This is a genomic window from Paraburkholderia sp. RL18-085-BIA-A, from assembly GCF_046027075.1.
GTDB lineage: Bacteria > Pseudomonadota > Gammaproteobacteria > Burkholderiales > Burkholderiaceae > Paraburkholderia.
The window spans coordinates 1-19,123 of record NZ_JARESU010000148.1 but is presented as its reverse complement, the minus strand read 5'-3'; the positions used below and the strand labels follow the sequence as shown (position 1 = coordinate 19,123).

The 19,123-nt window shown below is 57.5% G+C and carries 15 protein-coding genes and 3 pseudogenes; 14 read left to right on the top strand and 4 right to left on the bottom strand.

The genetic code is table 11. The features are described from left to right. The 12 genes and pseudogenes from P0D89_RS44075 to P0D89_RS44025 form a co-directional block, all read left to right on the top strand. Positions 1-1,080: YadA family autotransporter adhesin (locus P0D89_RS44075; protein WP_408378588.1), on the top strand; the 1,080-nt coding region annotated here is incomplete at its 5' end. Positions 1,081-1,198: 118 nt separating this feature from the next. Beyond that, on the top strand, positions 1,199-1,939 hold the full coding sequence (locus P0D89_RS44070) for an OmpA family protein (protein WP_408361864.1): 741 nt from the start codon (positions 1,199-1,201) through the stop codon (positions 1,937-1,939). 13 nt (positions 1,940-1,952) lie between these two features. Further along, the gene (locus tag P0D89_RS44065) at positions 1,953-2,354 is read left to right on the top strand and encodes a response regulator transcription factor (RefSeq protein ID WP_408361865.1); all 402 of its coding nucleotides are present in this window, start codon (positions 1,953-1,955) and stop codon (positions 2,352-2,354) included. Between the two features lie 116 nt (positions 2,355-2,470). Then, positions 2,471-3,007 (top strand): annotated as a pseudogene (locus P0D89_RS44060) (IS5 family transposase); the annotation flags it as partial. 684 nt (positions 3,008-3,691) lie between these two features. Next, a complete protein-coding gene (locus P0D89_RS44055) occupies positions 3,692-3,994 on the top strand; it encodes a hypothetical protein (protein WP_408378586.1) in 303 nt (100 codons plus the stop codon). 616 nt (positions 3,995-4,610) lie between these two features. Beyond that, complete coding sequence (gene blaOXA, locus P0D89_RS44050) at positions 4,611-5,411, top strand: class D beta-lactamase (RefSeq protein ID WP_408361867.1); 801 nt, start codon at positions 4,611-4,613, stop codon at positions 5,409-5,411. 1,681 nt (positions 5,412-7,092) lie between these two features. Further along, the gene (locus tag P0D89_RS44045) at positions 7,093-7,761 is read left to right on the top strand and encodes a c-type cytochrome (RefSeq protein ID WP_408361868.1); all 669 of its coding nucleotides are present in this window, start codon (positions 7,093-7,095) and stop codon (positions 7,759-7,761) included. Positions 7,762-8,031: 270 nt separating this feature from the next. Further along, positions 8,032-8,487, top strand: a complete 456-nt coding sequence (locus P0D89_RS54835) for a hypothetical protein (protein ID WP_494478576.1) — start codon at positions 8,032-8,034, stop codon at positions 8,485-8,487. Between the two features lie 162 nt (positions 8,488-8,649). Next, a complete protein-coding gene (locus P0D89_RS44040; RefSeq protein ID WP_408361869.1) occupies positions 8,650-9,045 on the top strand; it encodes a hypothetical protein in 396 nt (131 codons plus the stop codon). 376 nt (positions 9,046-9,421) lie between these two features. Further along, entirely contained in the window at positions 9,422-10,795 is a 1,374-nt protein-coding gene (locus P0D89_RS44035) for a DUF389 domain-containing protein (protein ID WP_408361870.1), read from the top strand. Between the two features lie 668 nt (positions 10,796-11,463). Continuing rightward, on the top strand, positions 11,464-12,711 hold the full coding sequence (locus P0D89_RS44030) for a cation:proton antiporter (protein ID WP_408361871.1): 1,248 nt from the start codon (positions 11,464-11,466) through the stop codon (positions 12,709-12,711). A 70-nt stretch (positions 12,712-12,781) separates the two neighbouring features. After that, positions 12,782-13,105: an LPD7 domain-containing protein gene (locus P0D89_RS44025; protein WP_408361922.1), complete on the top strand. Its 324-nt coding sequence runs from the start codon at positions 12,782-12,784 to the stop codon at positions 13,103-13,105. A gap of 67 nt (positions 13,106-13,172) precedes the next feature. On the opposite strand, the gene gltS is transcribed toward P0D89_RS44025, so the two are convergent. Then, entirely contained in the window at positions 13,173-14,375 is a 1,203-nt protein-coding gene (gene gltS / locus P0D89_RS44020; protein ID WP_408361872.1) for a sodium/glutamate symporter, read from the bottom strand. Positions 14,376-15,135: 760 nt separating this feature from the next. Continuing rightward, positions 15,136-15,318: a hypothetical protein gene (locus P0D89_RS44015; RefSeq protein WP_408361873.1), complete on the bottom strand. Its 183-nt coding sequence runs from the start codon at positions 15,316-15,318 to the stop codon at positions 15,136-15,138. Positions 15,319-15,518: 200 nt separating this feature from the next. On the opposite strand from P0D89_RS44015, the pseudogene P0D89_RS44010 reads away from it, so the two are divergent. After that, positions 15,519-16,505, top strand: a pseudogene (locus P0D89_RS44010) (TrkH family potassium uptake protein); the annotation flags it as partial. 105 nt (positions 16,506-16,610) lie between these two features. On the opposite strand, the gene P0D89_RS44005 reads toward P0D89_RS44010, so the two are convergent. Beyond that, positions 16,611-17,816 carry a succinylglutamate desuccinylase/aspartoacylase family protein gene (locus P0D89_RS44005; protein ID WP_408361874.1) on the bottom strand — a complete coding sequence of 402 codons (1,206 nt, stop codon included), beginning with the start codon at positions 17,814-17,816 and terminating at the stop codon, positions 16,611-16,613. A gap of 33 nt (positions 17,817-17,849) precedes the next feature. Next, entirely contained in the window at positions 17,850-18,110 is a 261-nt protein-coding gene (locus tag P0D89_RS44000) for a hypothetical protein (protein ID WP_408361927.1), read from the bottom strand. Here P0D89_RS44000 and P0D89_RS43995 point away from each other — a divergent pair. Further along, positions 18,058-18,373: pseudogene (locus P0D89_RS43995) on the top strand (hypothetical protein); the annotation flags it as partial. The gene P0D89_RS44000 and the pseudogene P0D89_RS43995 sit on opposite strands and share 53 nt — an antisense overlap. Positions 18,374-19,123: the final 750 nt, after the last annotated feature.

Below are 19,123 nucleotides of genomic sequence, written 5' to 3'. Positions count from 1 at the left end.
TCGGCGCCGAGCTACAGCGTGGGTGGTACGACGGTCAGCAATGTGGGTGATGCAATTACCGACATTGATGGTCGTGTGACGGAGAACACGACGGACATCACGAAGCTGCAGAACCAGATGGGTGATGTCGGGACGCAATTGTCGGGCGCGGTGCAGTACGACCGCAACACCGACGGTTCGGTCAACTTCAATTCGGTGACACTGGGTGGAAGCCAGAGCGCAGGTCCTGTGGTCCTGACCAATGTTGCGAACGGCGCAAGCACGTATGACGCGGTGAACTTCGGGCAGCTGTCGGCGTTGCAGGACCAGGTGACGGATCTCAACGGACAGGTGTCGAGTCTCACCGGGCAGGTGTCCGGGATCCAGCCGGGAAGCCCGTCCTTCACCGCAACGAATGTTCCGTCGGCGAGCGGCGATGGTTCGGAGGTCAATGCGGCGACGCCTGGTACTGGCGTGGGCAGCACGGCCGCCGGTGCGGGTGCGGCTGCTTCGGGCAACTACGCCACGGTGATCGGTGCGAACGCCAGTGCGGCAGCAGACAACGCTGTGGCAGTCGGCGCCAATGCGGCGGCGACGGGCGTCAACTCGACGGCAATCGGCACGGGCTCGCAGGCGGCCAATACGAACTCGGTCGCGTTGGGTCAGGGTTCGGTGACGGACCGCGACAACTCGGTGTCGGTGGGCTCGGCGGGTAACGAACGCCAGATCACCAATGTCGCAGCAGGTACGGCGCCGACCGATGCAGTCAACCTGAGCCAGATGAACAGTTCGGTGGCGCAAGGCGTGCAGCAGGCCAACAACTACACCGATCAGCGCATTAACGACACCAACAATGCCATCAACGGCGTTGCGCGTGGGGCTTACTCCGGGATCGCCGCGGCTACAGCACTGACGATGATTCCGGAAGTCGATCAGGGCAAGACGCTGTCGTTCGGTATCGGTGCAGGGACCTACAAGGGTTACCAGGCTGTTGCGCTGGGCGGTACGGCGCGTATCACTGACAACATCAAGGTGAAGGCCGGCGTCGGTCTGAGCGCTGGTGGCACCACCGCCGGCGTCGGAGCTTCGATGCAGTGGTAAGCGAAGTGACGGATGCAGCTACGGTTGCATCCGTCACGCCCGTCAGGGAGTGCCCGCGGATTGATGTATCTCGCGGGGACTTCCCAGCCACTAAATATTATCCAAGGATTCAAAACACATGAAAGCATCTCTCACTCCAAGCTTTCGAAGCGTCGCGCTCATCACGCTTGGCGCGCTCGTCGGCCCCATGGCGGCCTGCACGACACAATGGGGGCCAACCTACACTGCACACTCCATTCAGATACCTAATCAGCAGAATCCCGCATATCAGGTGACGTGCGGTGGACTAGTCGAAGGCGAGAAGACCTGTTCTGAGGTAGCAACCAGAATCTGTAATGAAAAGAATGCAGCGCCAGTCGAATTTGTCGATGAACTGCGTTCCAGCGAGGCCACCAGAAATCCTCGTGAAATGACTTTTATGTGCACCCCGCAGGTCGTTCAGAAGCCTGTGCCGCCGTCCCAGGTTGCGCAAGAAAATTTACAACAGCCTCCAGCAGCCCCATTACGTCAAACGCTTCTGCAGAGTGATGCGAACTTTGCTACCGACAGCGCTACTCTCACGCCTATGGCGAAGCGAGGTCTGGACCAGTTCCTGCTCGCGAACCAAAGCGTCGAGTTCCGACGGGTGGCCACTACCGGTTACACGGATTCGACCGGTTCGGATTCGCACAACCAGAACCTCTCAAAAGCGCGCAGCGTAGCAACCATGCAGTATCTGCGCGAACATGGTCTTAGGGCGGACGAATTTGCCGCGGAGGGTCGCGGCGCGCAGGATCCGGTGGAGTCAAATGCGACAGCGGAAGGGCGAGCAAAAAATCGCCGTGTCGAAGTGCAGATCGTTACGAAACTGTCAGGCTGAAACCGCGAGTCCCGTGCTGACCGAGCGTTGGTCAACGAACGAAATCTGCCGCGCGCTGATGTCCACGACGTTGCGCGCGGTCTGCGTTGGCCCGAGACCCGTGCCGTACGCGAACACCATCGGGATCTCGGGCCAGGGTGTGCGTCCTGACCTGAAGAAGAGCAGCACGATCTCCGTGATCGACGCTGTGAAAGATTCGACCGCGTTTAGTGCGGCGCTGGACCATCTTCCCTGCGACGTGGTGGTGTCTGACTATGTGATCCCCCGGGGCGACTATGGTGACGGCCTGCCGCTTTTCCCCCTGATTAATCGGCGGTATCCGAATCTAAAAATCGTTGTGTTGAGCATGTTGGAGATTCCAGCGGTCGCGCTCGCTAATGGATATGGGGATGCATTGCATTATGAGCAAAGCTGATTCGGTCGATTATCTGACGCTGACCGTTCATGCCGCAAACTCAAATGGCCTTTATCCGTCGCGGCGGATGGTGGCAATCGTCGCATCGATCAAACCCGGCGTCTGCGGCAGCGCAACCGGCGTTGGCAGGCGAGACCGAAATCGGGCACGTCCTGACCGATTCGACGATCGTACGAGCGCACAGCATTCGGCGGGGCGCTTGAAAAAGCGGGCCACAAGCGCTCGGACGTTCCCGGGACGGAGTGAGCATCAAACTGCATCCGGTAGTGGGCTCGAAAGGTCGTCCGTTGCGACTGATCGTCACTGAAGGACAGGTCGCCGACATCTCGTGTGCCGCGCGACTGGTCGAGCATCTGCGCACAGGAGCGGTTATCGAAGACAGGGGCTACGATGCTGACCATTTCGTTCAACGGTCACGGGCTAGCCGCGCAAAAGTCGTGATTCCCTCGTGTTTGAATCCCAAGACAAAGCGCCGATACAACCGTGTGAGGTACCGTACACGCAACCTGGTCGAGCGGTTCTTCAATCGCATCAAGCATTTTCGCCGTGTCTCCACTTGTTATGACAGTCTCGCCGAGACCTATCTCGCGTTCGCATCGCTTGCCTGCGCGTTTGGGCCAGTCGTCAATGTGAATATTGCCTGGTCAGTTTGAGCGCCGCCCAGTGCCGCCGTTTGCTGACGGCGGCCAGACCGTGAGGCGCCAATATCAAATCTGCGTAAGCGCCTGATCGGGTTGCCTTTTGACACAGCGAAATTCGATCCGATTCCGTCCCTCGTCCGTACCTCTGACACTTCATCTGCGACGCAATGTGTTCGCCGTCGTCGGCTAACTTGTCAGCGCATATACGCTCGAGAAAATGTGTTCCAAACTCTGAGGCCGCATCAATTCTGTCACTCCAGATTGCCAGTGGCACGAAAAGCTTCGGCCACCGGAGTGACAATTTCATCTCCACTACCAGGGAGTGGAAAACATCGCTTTGCGCCAGTCCGCAATAGTTCTGTCAGTTCGAATCGCAGCAGCTGTCAGAGCGCGACAGCGTTTTCCGGCCGGGATATCGCACGTCCAAGCGTTGAAAGCCTTTCTTTGCGACCCTTATGGCCGTGGCCGGCTATCCACGAAAATTCTCACGATCGCCGCCAGATGGCCCGCCTCACGCGGCAGTTGACACCCACGCGGGACGCCGCTGGTGACAATTTCATTGCGCGTGAAGTTAGTGATTGAGTCTGTGGGGTTTATTTTGGAGGGGGCCGGGCTGACGCGCGAGTTGACACGTTTCTCGGCGAAGTGGTGACGACTTTAATTTGGCCTCCGAGAACCCCGCACAGCGAGCCTGACTTGACGCCGGTAGCCGACGATTGCGATACAAGCCTGTGCCGGATTCTCTGGATGAGTGTGCAGGGCAGCGATGACCTCGTGGAGGCCTTCGCGCTCAAAACCACGCGCGAGTCCGGCCGCCGTTCTTTTGGCGCGGCGCTCGCGCCGATTGCCGGCAAGCCGGTCGTGGAACTGGATCTGCCCCGCGTCGATTCGGACCTGCACCTGGTGAACAGTGGGATCCATGACCATGCGTTTGCGGTCCCGGTCAGGTATGTGGGATCGCACCATAGCCAGGGGAAATCGACGCCAGCGAGACGATGACGGCACGTTGCTCGCCCGTCAGAATACGCGCGTCCCGTTCCCGGTGATGCTGATATTCCTCGCTTGGCCTCAGTCAGCGCTCACAGCTTATGGCTCCAGTCTGCTCCGAGTGAGTCGGCCATCAAGCAATGCCCCGCTCTGAACGCCGGGCACCGACCTCAACCTTCCTGCCACGACAGCTTCAGCCGTTTAGTACAACGTATATTGCGTGATGTGAACTTGATGTCCTGCGCCACGAAATCACGATAGCTTTGGTGCACGAGGTCGGCGCAGCGAATTTCTTCATTTCCTAAGTGGCCCGTTCACGCAATGCGCGCCGGCAACGGATCAGTCGAAACGGCGCTGCTCCCATAGCTTTCGCACCTCGGCTGGGAGCAGCTAAACCGGACGGGCAACTATGTGTGGCGGCAAAACCAGAAGCTCTGGCAGGAAAATCCAGGCCGCTGCGGCCGCCCCCGGCTGTCTGACCGCCTACGGATTATTTCCGGATAGGACCTTGCCTACATGTGGCAAGTTTTGCGAAGGGAACCTGAAAGAAGAATTGCCGTCGAAATGTCCTGTTCGAAACGCGAATGCAAGCAAAGTGATATCCCATTTGGCCAATCCAGGAGACCCGATGTATCTACGACGCACAATACTATCTTTATTTTCGGTGCTGGCCGTTTCGGCAGCCCATGCCACGACTGTTTGTACGGCGATCGCCGATGCGAAGACGGGAAAGATCCTGATGCAACGGGGGAATTGTACCGAACGGGTAACTCCGGCTTCGACGTTCAAGATCGCAATCAGTCTGATGGGCTATGACGCCGGCTTTCTAAAAGACGAGCACACACCGACGCTCCCGTACCGCGAAGGTTATTACGACTGGGGTGGCGACGCCTGGAGGCAGCCAACAGATCCGACGCGGTGGCTCAAATATTCGGTGGTCTGGTTTTCGCAGCAAGTCACGCATGCCCTAGGGCCGGAGCGCTTCGCGCAATATGCGAAAGAGTTTAGCTATGGGAATGCCGATGTATCAGGCGACCCCGGCAAGCACAATGGTCTCGATCGCTCCTGGATCGCGTCGTCATTGAAGATTTCTCCTTTGGAGCAAATCACTTTCCTGGAGAAGTTCATTAACGGCCAGTTACCTGTGTCCCCGATTGCGTTCGAGATGACGAAGCGGATCGTTGAATCGAACACGCTCTCCGATGGCTGGACGGTTCACGGCAAAACTGGCATGGCTTATCCGCGCAAACCCGATGGAACGTTTGACGAAGACCATCCCCACGGTTGGTTCGTCGGTTGGGCGACGAAGGGGGACGATACTCTCGTGTTCGCCCGCCTCATTCAGGACGGCAGGAAAGAATCTGGCACGGCTGGAGTGCGGGCACGAGACGCGTTTTTGGACGAACTGCCGTCACTGGTGGGTCACTAGCCATCTGGTGGCGATTGCACTGTCGCCCAGATGCAATAGGACACGATGGACCGATCCAGTGGTTGGCCGATGACCAACATTTGTATCCCGTCAGCAACCGTGCTGTCGGACCATATGTGTCGCCAGCAACCGTCCGCGGGCGCCGTCACGTCACAATAGGTTCCTGGACTCGTCAAGGTATCCAAACGTATAAGCGCACTATGTCCACGTAGTGCTGCAGCGACCGTTCGTAGAATGGTTTTCTTGGAGTCGTCCGGCTATCTTGATTCCATGGACTTGGCGATTTCATTTGAATGTCAGCCATGGCAAATGTTCCGCACAACCGCGTTTATATCGGTAACGACGAGCAAACGTTCGTCCCTTGGTTGAATAAGAAGGTGTATCGCGGGGCTGTTGAACTTGGCAGCATCTGTATCCAGTGAGGGCCACGATGAGGACGAACGCAAGAGATTTGCTCGAACCGAGCCGAGATGATCCGACGCCCGCAGAACTGCGGAGGATGGCCGCGAACATCATCGCCGTCGACGTCGCAGATCAACACGAGGGCTGCTGACATGAACTCGCTCGAAAGGTGGCACGACCGGCCGCTGCAGGTCCGTGTGTTGGATCGCTGCAATGAATGCGGCGAGTTGAAGGAAGACGTTCGGAAGCACGTGAGCCTTTGGCCGAGTATTACCGCCGTCTGCTGTGCGAAGTGCTTCGCCGAAATGACCGCGGAATGCACCGGATTTGCAGCCAGCCAGTAGCCAACGATGACCGGAATGAGATGAACATTCCGCACCGGCGCCGAAGGGCGTCACGGCCCCGTTGATGGCGAACGTAACACCTATTCACAGATAGGGAGACTGTCATGTTCACATATTCGATTCGTTATCGCGATGTCTGCGGCCGTTGGTCCGTTGCGTTCGCACAGGCCGCTTCACAGTCCGACGCTGAAGCGACTGCAACCTGCCGATACGGGGCTTTCCATTCTGTCAACCGATTCGGCTGACAGGAGAGTCGCGTGATTAAGGCGGCGCAGAGGCTGGACCGCCATGCGCTTGTGCCCACTCCTTGTGATAATCCGCTTCGCCATTGAGTTTCGGCGCTGAAATTCAGGGGAGGGGGTTCCGCCCTCGTTTTCGCTTTTTTCGTCTTCGATATCTCCCGGCTTGTCCCACGGACTCCTACGAATGGAACGAGATCTTTCAATTGAACAGCCGCTTTCGATCGGAATGTCTGTCCGAGGCGGGTCGGCTACGGCAGACCGCATCGGGCAGTAATCTGCCCATCTCCAGCCGTCCGCCCATGCGCAAAGAGAGACGCTCAAACGGTGGATTCACACAGATAACTGTGCGGTACGAACAGGACCATTAGGATAACCAATTTCCACATGAAAGCCCTGATATAGGGGAGTACATCAATGAGACAAACCACGCGGTGCCGGTAACGGTAGAGGACAAGTACCCTGTCGTGGGGCATGAGGAAAATGATGATGATGAAAATTAGATACCCTCGCTTTACCGCCATCGAGTTGTGGGTCCTCGCCATCTCCATCATCGTCGCAGCCGGAATACAGATATGAGTGAGCCGCCGGGGATCTCAACAACCCCCCGACTGAAATCTGGAATGCGGCCATGCGGGCCGACGCCATGAGCAACGTTCGCGCACCGCTCTTTCGCAGAATATTGGGAAGACATTTATGATCGGCTTGCGTTATAGCCGCAAGTTACGCGACGGCTTGCGATTGGTTTCGGTTGCGGCTCTTTTTGGTCTCGCTGGTATCTGTCACGCGCAATTCCCAGCGAAGGTTCAGGATGCTGGCGTCGATGCGAATCCACCGTCCGTCACAACATGTGTCGCATGTCACGGTGCCCTGGGCGCAGGTACGGTAAGCGGCGGCCCGCGACTTGCGGGGAAGGATCCGGACTATCTTGCGCATGCGCTTGCAATGTTCAAGGCGGGCTCGCGCGCGAGCGACGCCATGCAAGCGGTCGCACGCAACCTTTCCGATAGCGATATTCACAAGCTGGCGATGTTCTTTTCACAGCAAAATCCACCCCTTGCCGCGGGAGCAACTCAACCGTCGCAGAGCCTGGTGATCGCCGGAAAGCAACTCGCCGAGATGGGTGCTGGACCCGACCTCCCGGCCTGCTTCAGCTGTCACGCGGCTGGTGGCAAAGGCAACGGCGCGCGCTTTCCAGGCATCGCCGGCGAGCCGGCGGCGTTTGTCATCGCACGGTTACACGAATTTCAGGCACGCGCGAAGGGGAAAATGCCGGCGCCAGGAACGATGACGGCGGTCGCAGCGATGCTGAGCGAAGCGCAGATTGAAGAGGTCGCGGCTTATCTTTCGGTAACCAGACCTTGATAAGGGCCTGACGTTCGAGCTGCGCAGAAGCCGCTGCGGTATTTCCCCCAACTTTGTCATAAGTCTCTCTGTGGGTAGCGGGAGTTGTCCATCACATCAGAACCAAAAGACGTCATCCGTCGAAGCCGGGCAGGAAGGTATTTGCGATAGAGCGCGCCAGCGACCTGATTGTTTGTCAAATTTGAATTTAACTATGTTTGTAGTCGTTTCGCTTTCGGCGCATGCTTGCAGGTACCTACCTTTCGATACCGACACCCTCGAACCTAAACGATGGATGACAAGCAGGATTACTCAGTCCTCGAAACCCACTTTGGCTCGGTTAGCCTAGCTTGGCGGTTGGGAAGCCACATCGATGAGTTCGAGCTGAGGAATGTGAGTGGCCTGACCAATGTAAGCATCGAGCTATATTCCGAACAGGCCGCCAGCAGGGTTGGCGTCATCTGTGTCAGCGGTAGAAACGCGCTCGGTCGGCGGTCCGGTTGCGACAAGTATCTGCATCTCCTGTTTTGCACGCTTTTCAGAGAGCGCCTTGTTGGACGCCAGCGTGGACCCGCCAACAGGCAGACTGTCCGTATGGCCCGTGACCTGCGTTTACCCATCGTACCAGCGGTCTCCCAGCCGACGGTGTCAATCAACGGCGTCATCCTGGCCGAGCCATCATCCGCTCGCGCACGTCCTGCAGTTCGCGGGCAGCCGTGTGCTGCGAGAAGGTACGGATGCAGGTGATGTCGTCAAACGTTGTTTCGACACGCCAGACGCGCTACAGGCCGCGCTTGCGGGGAGTGCTGCGGACTCGGGCGGTGGTGAGTGATATAAAATAAGGTATCCTATGTATACGAATGAGCCGTTCATACAAAGTATTTAAACCGTGGTCGTCGGGAGGGTTGCATGAGATTCAGAACAATAGCGATCAGCGTTGCTTTGTCAGCACTGGCATTATTTGCCTTGCTGAACTGGGCAACAATTTCTCAGCGGACGACGCTCAACGTGATCTTTGCTACTGTTGATGCGCCATTGGGCGAAGTCCTGCTGGCCGCAATCGGTGTGCTTACGCTGATCTACGCGATAAGTCTGGCGAAGCTTGAGGTCGCGACGCTGGTTGAGTCCCGGCGGATGACGAAGGAGCTCGATCGAGCTCGTAAGGTTGCAGAGCAAGCGGAAGAATCACGCTTCCACAGGCTTCAAGATTTTCTTGATCGGGAGCTTTCGCAGGCTAATGGCAAGCTTGATAGGTTGCTCGATGTTGTGGGTCGAGAGTCCAGTGTGACACGTATTCCGGATTGAACTCACGAACGAAGCCTCTCATCCGAAAGCGAGGCATATGCGTTTGATGCTGGATGAAACGACCGCGAATTAGTAAACCACAATGGCGTCGCTTTAAAGGTTGCGACCAGCCAGATATATCCGAATCGCCATATTTTTGGTCTGAATATCGGCTTAGCCCAAGGAATTGAAATGAACGCTTACCCGTGGGACGAGTTCATTTCATTCCCTGGCACGCTTACGGGTTTGCCGCGATTTTTCGAACTGGTCACATCGCTCATGGGGTGCCATTCATGGCACGATCTTCGGTTTTTACCAGATGCGGCACAGCCTGCGACGTTTTCGCATAGCAATTGCCTTGGGTCAGCGTCATGTGCACCTGCCGTCTAGTCATACCATGAACGTATTCGAGTCGATTAACCCGGTTCCCCGATCTACACGGACAAGAAAGACGCTGCGCAAATATTTCAGCCTGAGAGACGGTCAGGCAGACGACGCCACGATCGATCAGACCCTGCGCAGTGGCATCGCCCTGAGGGGCACGAATCTGTGGATTCTGATGTTCGCGATTTTCATCGCTTCAATCGGCCTCGACGTCAACTCGACCGCTGTGATCATCGGCGCAATGCTGATTTCGCCTCTAATGGGCCCGATCATGGGTTTCGGTTACGGCATCGGCATTTACGACTTTCCGCTGATCCGAAAATCGCTAAAGAATCTCGTGATCGCGACTGCGATCAGTCTCGCGACGTCGACCGTGTATTTCCTCTGCAGTCCGCTCACGGGAGCACATTCCGAATTGCTTGCACGCACAACACCAAATATCTGGGACGTGCTGATCGCACTATTTGGTGGTCTCGCAGGCATGGTCGGCGCGACTCGTCAGGAGAAGTCGAACGTGCTGCCAGGCGTCGCGATCGCGACCGCGCTGATGCCACCGTTGTGCACCGCCGGGTATGGTCTCGCGCACGGCGACTGGTCGTATTTCGGCGGGGCGTTCTACCTGTTTTCGATTAACTGCGTGTTCATCGCCTTCGCGACCGTGGTGCTCACCTGGATCATCAAGCCGCAACGACAAACTGTCGTCGATGAGCGCATCGAGCGGCGTGTGAAGCGATACGTACTCGCAGCCGTGCTGGCGACCGCGATCCCAAGCGTCTATCTTGCGTTCAAATTCGTCGACGAGGAGTTGTTCCGTGCGCGTGCACAGCAGTTCCTCGCACAGGAACTGACGTTGAAGCAAACCGTCATAGCGGGTACGGTAATCCGGCCAAAGCAGCATCTCATCGACGTCACACTCGTTGGCCAACGCGTCGATCAGACACAGCTCGATGAGATTGCAAAACACTTGCAGAGCTACGGGCTCGCAGGTAGTGATCTGGTCATACGGCAAACGGGGGACGAGAAGATCGATGCCTCAAGCCTCAAGGCGAGCATCGTCAACGATCTCTACAACCAGACGCAGCGCGAAATCGACAGCAGGGACAAGAGAATCGACCAGCTACAAGCGGAATTGCAGAAGACAGATACTGATCACCAGCAGCTCGCGAAGGTCGCTGTGGAGCTCCACGCACAATATCCACGGATTCAACGTGTACTTTTCTCGGAGGCGACAGAGTGGGATCCGACGGCCCACACTACGGGAGAAAAGAAAGTGACGCTTTTCGACGTAATACTGACGAGGCCGCTTTCGAAAGGTGACAAGGCGCAGCTGAATCGTTGGTTGAAGGTGAGGTTGCAATCAGACGATGTGAGAGTAATCTTCGGTTGATCCACCTCACGTTATTTGTGGCAATTTTGCCCTGACTTTCCTTGCTCCGGCAACGTGGTCATCGGCATTTCGATGGCTCGGTCTGGGGCTGCTTGTCGCAGGCGATTGCGCGGCGACGGCGAGTGGGCAATGTCAACTACTGGGGGAGCGTTAAAAACTTTGGCGTAACGATTCTTCCATTCGTTGTACCTGACTAAGGCAGTGAGCGACCTCGGCACGCAAGACATTCGCCCAGATCAACGCTGATGACAGCACATCGAACTTCTGCCAGCAGGAGGGTGCCCAGCGGATCTATTGCCGTTTTCGCATCCGATGGCTCAACACCTGATTAACGCGTGTCTCTGCCATCGCAATTGACATGAATTTTCTATCGCGATGGCGCCGTGCATAGGGGATCGTCGATCCCCCGTTGCATTCAACATAGCCAACGGGTCCACGAGTGTGGCAGTAGGGTTGCACCTTTGCCGAATTTCGGTGTCTGCGGCACAACGATGCGACAGTTCAAGGGGTAGGGACAGGGTACGCGTTTATGCTTTGCAGCGTATAAACGCGTACCTTGTCGTCCCAAAAGACACATCCCGGTCCGCGACAAGCACTCGATAGGATAGCGCCTATGCCGTCTCAACCCGGGCCGCCGACAAAAAAAAGCCGAACCGTAGCAGTCCGTTATGACCTTATTTCAAACCGTAACAGCCCTGATCGCTCTGACGGCGATGGGCGGCTATCTGAACCACCGTCTTCTCCATCTCCCCCCGACGATCGGCCTGATGGCAATTGCGTTAGTGTTCTCGATTGTGCTGGTTACCTTGGGGGAAACCGGCGTCGTCGACGTGCACCGCTATTCGCAATTCGTTCCTGGCATTGATTTCAGCGACCTGGTATTTCACGGCTTGCTTGCCTTTCTGCTATTCGCTGGAGCGCTACATGTGGACCTGAAGGATCTGTACAAGGTCAAGTGGACCGTTACCGTCCTTTCCACGTTCGGCACCGTCCTGTCCACGTTTGTCATAGGCACCTTGTTCTGGTGCGCGGCTTATTTATTCGGATATGACCTGCGATTTATTTACGCATTGCTGTTCGGTGCACTGATTTCGCCGACCGACCCGATTGCGGTGTTGGGGATTATCAAGAAGGCGGGAGCACCGAAGGATCTGGAAACCCGTATTACGGGAGAGAGTCTGTTCAACGATGGTGTCTGCGCAGTGATCTTTCTGACAATCCTGGACGTTGCTACCGGTTCGAGTAAGCCGAGCGTTGCCAGCGTGTCATGGTTTTTTGTCCAGGAAACGCTTGGCGGTATTGCGCTCGGCTGGCTTCTCGGCTGGATTGTGTTTCGCCTCATTCGCGAGATCGACGACTACCAGGTCGAGATTCTGCTTTCCATCGCGCTCTGCATGGGCTCTTACGCGCTTGCCGACGCGATTCATATGTCCGGGCCGATCGCCGTAGTCGTCGCCGGACTGGTCCTCGGCAACAGCGGATGGAACCTGGCGATGTCCAGGCAGACGCAGGAGTATCTCGGGAAATTTTGGGAGTTGATTGACGAAATCCTGAACAGCCTGCTGTTCCTGCTGATTGGCCTGGAAATTGTGTCGATCAACGAAACGGGAAAGTCCCTGGTTCTCGGATTGATCGGTATAGGATGCGTCCTGGCCGGGCGTGCCATCAGCGTAACGATCCCGATCAGGATGCTCGGCTTCATCGTGCCATTTCCAAAGGGCACCGTCACATTGCTGACCTGGGGTGGTCTGAGAGGGGCCCTTTCAATCGCGCTTGCCTTCCTGCTACCCCCCGGGCGCGAGCGCGAGTTAATCCTCACCATCACGTATATCGTAGTGATCTTTTCCATCCTGGTTCAGGGACTAACTTTCGGTCCGCTGCTCAAGAAGATCATCCCTCCCGCGCGGAATGGCTGATGGTCTGCGATCGGTCGAGATGTAATGGGGTGTTGTGCAAATAGCGAGGGCGTGACGTTGCTTGTCGACGATGGATCGTCACTCTGCAGGTGGGTGCGCCGATGGGGACGAGATCGAAACCGGCCTACGCCTGGCACAACAGAATTTCGGGCAGACGCTCACGCTGTCCGGTCCGCCTGAATTTCAAGTCGCCGCCGCGCGCGTCGCGGAAGAGATCTGGCTGAACGTGGAATTTGATGCCCCAGCGCTGAACCGCGCGATGCACGACCATCGGAACGCGCTTGATGCACAGGCCGAAGCGCAAAGGCTGCAGGAGCGTGGTGTCAACCTCGGCGACAGTCGCGTAAGCATTTACCATGATTGGCAGAGGGGCTCCGTGTCCTGTGTACACTGAGGGGCGCGCTACACTGCCGCTAGGCGGCCTCGCGTCCTTCCTGGTGCGGCGTGCGAGAAGTCGGTCTTTACCCGTAAATCGGCAGCAGCAGGAACAACTTGATCGTGATTGCGTTGGCGATGTCGATAAAGAACGCGCCCACCATTGGCACCACCAGAAAAGCCAGATGCGAGGGGCCGAAGCGCTCTGTAATAGCTTGCATGTTGGCGATCGCAGTCGGCGTGGCCCCAAGGCCAAAACCACAGTGCCCGGCAGCCAGTACCGCCGCGTCATAGTTGCGGCCCATTACGCGGAAGGTGACGAAAACGGCATAGGCTGCCATGGCGATCGCCTGCACGACCAGGATCGCGAAAAGCGGCAGAGCAAGCGAGGCGAGGTCCCATAGACGCAGGCTCATCAGTGCAATTGCGAGAAAGAGCCCGAGGCTGACATTGCCGATCAGCGACACTGCGAGATCGAAGATCTGATACCAGCCGACCAACGCGAGACCATTGCGCAGAACGACGCCGACGAACAACACGCAGACAAATGCCGGTAGTTCGAACGCTGTGCCAGTCAATCGGGCAGCGAGCGCTGAACCCACAGCGAGACACACGGCTATCAGCGCAATCGTTTCGATGACGGCCTCTGCGGTGATCGGGCGTACGGCCTTGGGTTCTTCGAACCCGGTCGTGCCTGGGACGTCGGTTCGAGGGGTGGAGACGAGTCCATGGCGCGTGATGAGAAAACGTCCGACCGGCCCGCCGATCAAGCCCCCGAGAATCAGACCGAACGTGGCGCATGCGATCGCAATCTCCGTCGCCGAGGCGAGTCCGTGACGCTCTGCGAACACCTTGGCCCACGCCGCACCGGTGCCGTGTCCTCCGGACAGGGTTACCGACGCGCCGAGCAGGCCGAGAAGGGGATCTTGTCCCAACGCCCAAGCCAGGACGATACCGAGCGCATTCTGCATCACGAGCAGACCAACCACGACGCCGAAAAAGACAAGCAGCGCCCTTCCGCCCGCTCTCAGCCCCGCGATATCCGCACTGAGGCCGATGGTGGCGAAAAAGGTGAGCATGAGAGGGGCCTGAAGCGCCGTGTCAAAATGGACGCCTACCTTCAAGGCGCTGCGCAACACAAACACGAGCAACGCGACGAGCAGACCGCCAACGACCGGTTCGGGGATGCTGTACCTTTGCAGTATAGGCGTCCAGGCACGGATTTTCCGCCCGAGAAGAAGAACGAGAGCAGCGGCCATGAGCGTTTCGGGTGTGTCGAGAGTCAGCATGTTCTTCTCCCTGTTGCAATCGGTTATTCAGTTCCGTTTAGCCGGTCACGCCCGATAGCATCGAGCCGACGATCACGCCCAACCGCAGCGGCGTGAAATATTCGGCGCCTTCGCCCGTCATTGTGTTGGCAGCACCCTGGTGCACTCCTCCGACCAGCTACGCGGCGCCAGTTCATAAAATTCTAACGAGGGTCATGGTCCACGGCTCAGGATGTTGTCGTCATCGCCTACTTGTGGTTCCCCTCTATGGAGTACCTTCAGGTTCCGGACGAAACGTACGGCAGTTGCCAGCAAGGCCTTACCGGGAAAGGATGGGATTTTTCCCACGAAATGGCAACCATGACGTCAACACGTGCGAACGATCGGCGTTTGATTCCACTGATTCTGCACTGCCGCTATGGCAAAAAAGTCCGAATCCTGGAGGCCCTCTACTGGAGATTCGCGGCTCGAGAAAGGCGCCACAGCGCTGCTGTTTGGTCCGCCCGGGGACGGCAAAAATGATCTTGGGTCCGCCATCGGGCACGCGCTAATCGACGTCGGCTACCGGGTGCTTTTCAAGCGGACCAGCGAGATCGCGTAAAAGTTGACGGATGCACGTCAGAGCCTGCAATTGCCATGCGCTCTCACCAAGCTCGAGACCGCTTCGAACTGATCATTCTGGACGAGTCGTTATATGTTATACCCCCGAAAAGCCCCGCCCAAAGCGTGCGTGTTGTTCAATCTGATCGCCGAAAGTTACGAGTGCCACAGCCTTCTGATATCACGACCAAGCGGCCGTTCTCGGGGCTGGAATGACGTGCTTCCCGATCCAGCTATCCGTGCCTGAAAGAATTGCCCGCAGCGCTATCGCCAGCATTTCCGTCAGGTCATGGGTCGACGTATGGCTGTGGGGAACCTTCAGGTTACCGAAAGCTTCTTCGATATTCGGAATGTCGTCGAGCATCGTTTCGCCTCGCAAAAAGACGCCACGTGACGCGCTTCCGCCTTTCTTTGCAACGCTCACGAACAGTTTTTTGACATTCGCAACATTTGATGTCATGACCCTGGATCATCGGCCGGCCAGGTCGAAAAGAGATCCAGTTACTGTCCAAAATGACTATTCTCATCAAATTAGCTTATCAAAGCGTTTTGATGAGGTATTGAATGCGACAACTGCTTCATCCCTCCCGCGCAGTAACCTTAGGCTTCCTGTTCACGATTGTGGCGGGAACTCTCCTTCTGAGGTTACCTCTGTCGCAGGCCAAAGGTGAGGCAGCGCCGTGGCTGACGGCCTTTTTTACGGCCACCTCGGGAGTCTGCGTGACTGGACTCGTCGTGGTCGATACCGGCACCTACTGGTCGAGCTTCGGTCAGTGGGTCATCCTGGCGCTGTTTCAGATCGGCGGCTTCGGCATGATGACCGCGGCCACCCTTCTGGGGCTCATGGTCAACCGGTCCTTGCCCTTGCGAGCGAAACTGATCACCCAGGTCGAAACCCACTCCCTTCGTCTGGGCGACATCGCCAGCGTGACCAGACTCGTGGTTGTGGTAACGGTCGTCACGGAGCTGGGCACAGCGCTATGGCTTACCGTCAGGTTACATTCGGGATACAACCTACGATGGGGTGAGGCCGCATGGAACGGTCTGTTTCATGCCGTCTCGGCATTCAACAATGCGGGTTTTTCGATTCATCCGGACAGTTTGATGCGCTACTCCGCAGATGCGTTGATGCTGGTGCCGGTGATGGTCGCGATTGTCGCTGGGGGTATCGGATTTCCCGTCCTGTACGATCTGCGGGAAAAGATTCGGGGCGCCCGTCATCTGTCACTCCACACCAAGCTCACGCTACTGGCCACGGGTATGCTGCTGCTCGCCGGTTTTATGGGGTTGCTGCTGTTCGAATGGGCCAACCCGAAGACACTTGGCGCGATGCCGATACCGGAAAAGATACTGTCGGCCGCCTTCGCTTCTGTATCGGCGCGGACAGCCGGCTTCAATTCCATGGACATCGGTGTCATGAGCCGTGACAGCTGGGCCCTGCATTATTTCCTGATGTTTGTCGGCGGCGGCAGTGCGGGAACGGCGGGCGGCATCAAGATTGGCACTATCGCAATTCTGGCGTTGCTGGTCATCGCCGAGATCCGGGGTCGCATATGGGTGCGTGCAGGGCTAGTCAGCGGCAAGACATTCCGGGCTCACCCGACAGGTGCCGACCGGATACGACATTGCGTTGCAAGTTTAAGCTTGCAGCCGAAGTCACTCGGAGTAATCGACCGGGAGTTCCTGCGTCGAGCCCTGGTAGAGAATCATCACGAGCGGAATGCCTGGCTCGGCCGTCGCATCGCTCCGACGCGCCGCGACCTCGCCAGCGACTTCGGTTGTATACTCCGCGACGATTTCGCCGAAGGTGTTGCGCTGGATGGCAACTTTTTGCCCAACCTTGACCTTGTCGTTCAACTTGACCAGAAGCTCAACGAATCCGCCATGTGTCGAAAGGATTGCATGGGCGCTATTGCCGATGAAGATGTCTGTGTCCCGCCCGGTGCGTCCCATCGGGCCGGGAATGACTCCATAGCGCTTAAGCACATTCATCGTGCCTTCCACGAACAATGGAATCATTTTGGGATCGAGGATGCGGGCGGCACCAATCTCAGGCGTGATCGCAGGAATCCCAACATTGATGAGGGCGTTCGCAAGCAGCGTCGGGTAGGCGGCGTTGTCGAATATCTGACTGATGGGGAATAACTCCGCCATCGCCCGTGCCTCCGGCAATTCCAGCCGGGCCAGATTGAATGAGGTTACGTCCATCCCGGTCGTGCCGGTATGAAAATCGAGCGCGTAGTCGGCGTTCGGCCTGAGGAGCCTGTTGAACACCAGCCCGGCATGCCGGCTGGGTGCGCTGGGGCCGTTTTCATTCCCCGGCCATTCGCGGTTGATGTCGATGAGGTCATTACCTCTTCCGGAATTGGGCCATCTGCGCTCCATGGCTTCGAGCGCAGGACGGGAGACGTCGAGCACCGCCAGCACTGTGCCCGACATCCGTGTCGGATCAAGCTGGTTCACGACGGTCTGTATGGTGTGTACCGGACTGATCTCATCACCATGTACGCCGCTGATGAGGGCGATGCGCTTACCAGGCTTCGTGCCTCTGACGACGATGACCGACACATACCAGGACTGCCCCGTCGGCATCTGCACGCCCTGGAAAAAGAACATGTGCTTCACGCCGCGCTCCAGGTCGTTGACGTCGAGCGCACTGATGACCTTCTTCCCCTGGATCACGTCCCCGGTATAGACAGTACCCCTTGGTGCGGCCGTCGCCTCGCCGGTAGCAGCCGGATTCGCTTCCTGGGCATTCGCGGTGGCGGCTTGTGTCGCCAGGGCGGATGATGCGCTGACTAGCGCGATTGCCGCCTTCATGAAGTCGCGGCGATCGACACTGTTTTTCGGCTCGTTGTGCATGGCGAAGGTCCTTATATTCTGCACGGAAATATGTCAGTGGTGTTTCGCAGGCGTGCGCAGAAACGCGTTGCTTTTCCTGACCGGATCGAATTCAATCGTACAGACGCTTGCCGCCTGCCCCCTGCTACCGGACTGCAACACGAACAGGATACCAGTCAGCTCGGCGTTCCGGTCGACAACAGCCTGCGCAACACTGCGACCCTTGGCTATGACTATTTCTTTTGCGAAGCGCACCGAGCGGGACAGTGAAGCACTGACGCAGCATTTCGACGTACACACGCTGGGGCCGGCCATCCATGACTTCACCGATACGCTTGCAATACTGCATTCGCTCGACCTGCTAGTCACTGTCGATACATCGGTCGCACATCTGGCGGGAGTTGCGAACTTGCCCGTGTGGGTACTTGTCCCGCATACACGGAATGGCGATGGATGATAGAAAGAGCAGATAGCCCCTGGTATCCGTCCATGGGCTGTTCCGTCAACGAAGGTTAGGCGAATGGGGTCCAGTCATCGAAGAAGTCCGGGACGCACTGCAGGAATGGCGCGCCGTTTGAAACGGCGTCACGCTGAATCAGCGATGTAGCATTTGCCTCCGAAGGCGGTGTTCTCCATGATCGCCGCCTCCGCCTTCTTTTATGCCCGCCCTGTGCGGGCGTTTTTTTTTCGCTACGTCATTCAACCAGGCCCGCATACTGCGGGCCTGAGTGGTTCTACCTGCCGATGCGCTCGATCATGCCGAAGGCGTCCGAGAGAAGGCTAGTCCGTAGAGACCGTTGATCCATTCTCCAGCGCGAGAATCTCCTGTTTAACTGTTTGAAGCGCCGTTGCGTGAGTTTCATGGATCGGCCATCGATAAGACTGAGATTGAGAGCCAGTTGTAACGGCACAGGGCCGCTGGCTCACGTACCTACCGGGCGACTCCGGGCAGACATCGGCCGTCAACGGACCCCCATTAGCCGGCCGGAGTCAAGGGTAAAAAAAGTACGTCGCAAACAGTTGCGTCAATTCACAGCGACTACGGCGCGCCACCTTCATTCGTGCAAACACTAACCGCGCCCGTTTTCTCATTCGTAGGTTGCGAACCGAATCGCACCAGACACCCGTTGGGATCAGGCCTGTCGCAATGTTTCGCGACTGCCCTGGCGGCAGTTGCCGCCCCGGAGAAACTTTGGTGCCAGGCCGTCTGCTTGACCGTTCACCGCGCCCCCGCAGACTGGTCGGCCCATTTTGTGTAGACCACGTCGAGCATTCCGATATCCGGCACGCTGCCCAGCAATGACAGCGAATGCTTGGCGAGTTCCCGG

Bases quoted from the DNA above. Each gene is read 5' to 3' on its own strand.
- gltS (WP_408361872.1), bottom strand. From the start codon at position 14,375: ATGCTGACTCTCGACACACCCGAAACGCTCATGGCCGCTGCTCTCGTT.
- P0D89_RS44030 (WP_408361871.1), top strand. From the start codon at position 11,464: ATGACCTTATTTCAAACCGTAACAGCCCTGATCGCTCTGACGGCGATG.
- blaOXA (WP_408361867.1), top strand. From the start codon at position 4,611: ATGTATCTACGACGCACAATACTATCTTTATTTTCGGTGCTGGCCGTT.
- P0D89_RS44015 (WP_408361873.1), bottom strand. From the start codon at position 15,318: ATGCTCGACGACATTCCGAATATCGAAGAAGCTTTCGGTAACCTGAAG.
- P0D89_RS44070 (WP_408361864.1), top strand. From the start codon at position 1,199: ATGAAAGCATCTCTCACTCCAAGCTTTCGAAGCGTCGCGCTCATCACG.
- P0D89_RS44035 (WP_408361870.1), top strand. From the start codon at position 9,422: ATGAACGTATTCGAGTCGATTAACCCGGTTCCCCGATCTACACGGACA.
- P0D89_RS44045 (WP_408361868.1), top strand. From the start codon at position 7,093: ATGATCGGCTTGCGTTATAGCCGCAAGTTACGCGACGGCTTGCGATTG.
- P0D89_RS44000 (WP_408361927.1), bottom strand. From the start codon at position 18,110: ATGGCCGGCCCCAGCGTGTGTACGTCGAAATGCTGCGTCAGTGCTTCA.
- P0D89_RS54835 (WP_494478576.1), top strand. From the start codon at position 8,032: ATGGATGACAAGCAGGATTACTCAGTCCTCGAAACCCACTTTGGCTCG.
- P0D89_RS44005 (WP_408361874.1), bottom strand. From the start codon at position 17,816: ATGCACAACGAGCCGAAAAACAGTGTCGATCGCCGCGACTTCATGAAG.
- P0D89_RS44025 (WP_408361922.1), top strand. From the start codon at position 12,782: ATGGATCGTCACTCTGCAGGTGGGTGCGCCGATGGGGACGAGATCGAA.
- P0D89_RS44040 (WP_408361869.1), top strand. From the start codon at position 8,650: ATGAGATTCAGAACAATAGCGATCAGCGTTGCTTTGTCAGCACTGGCA.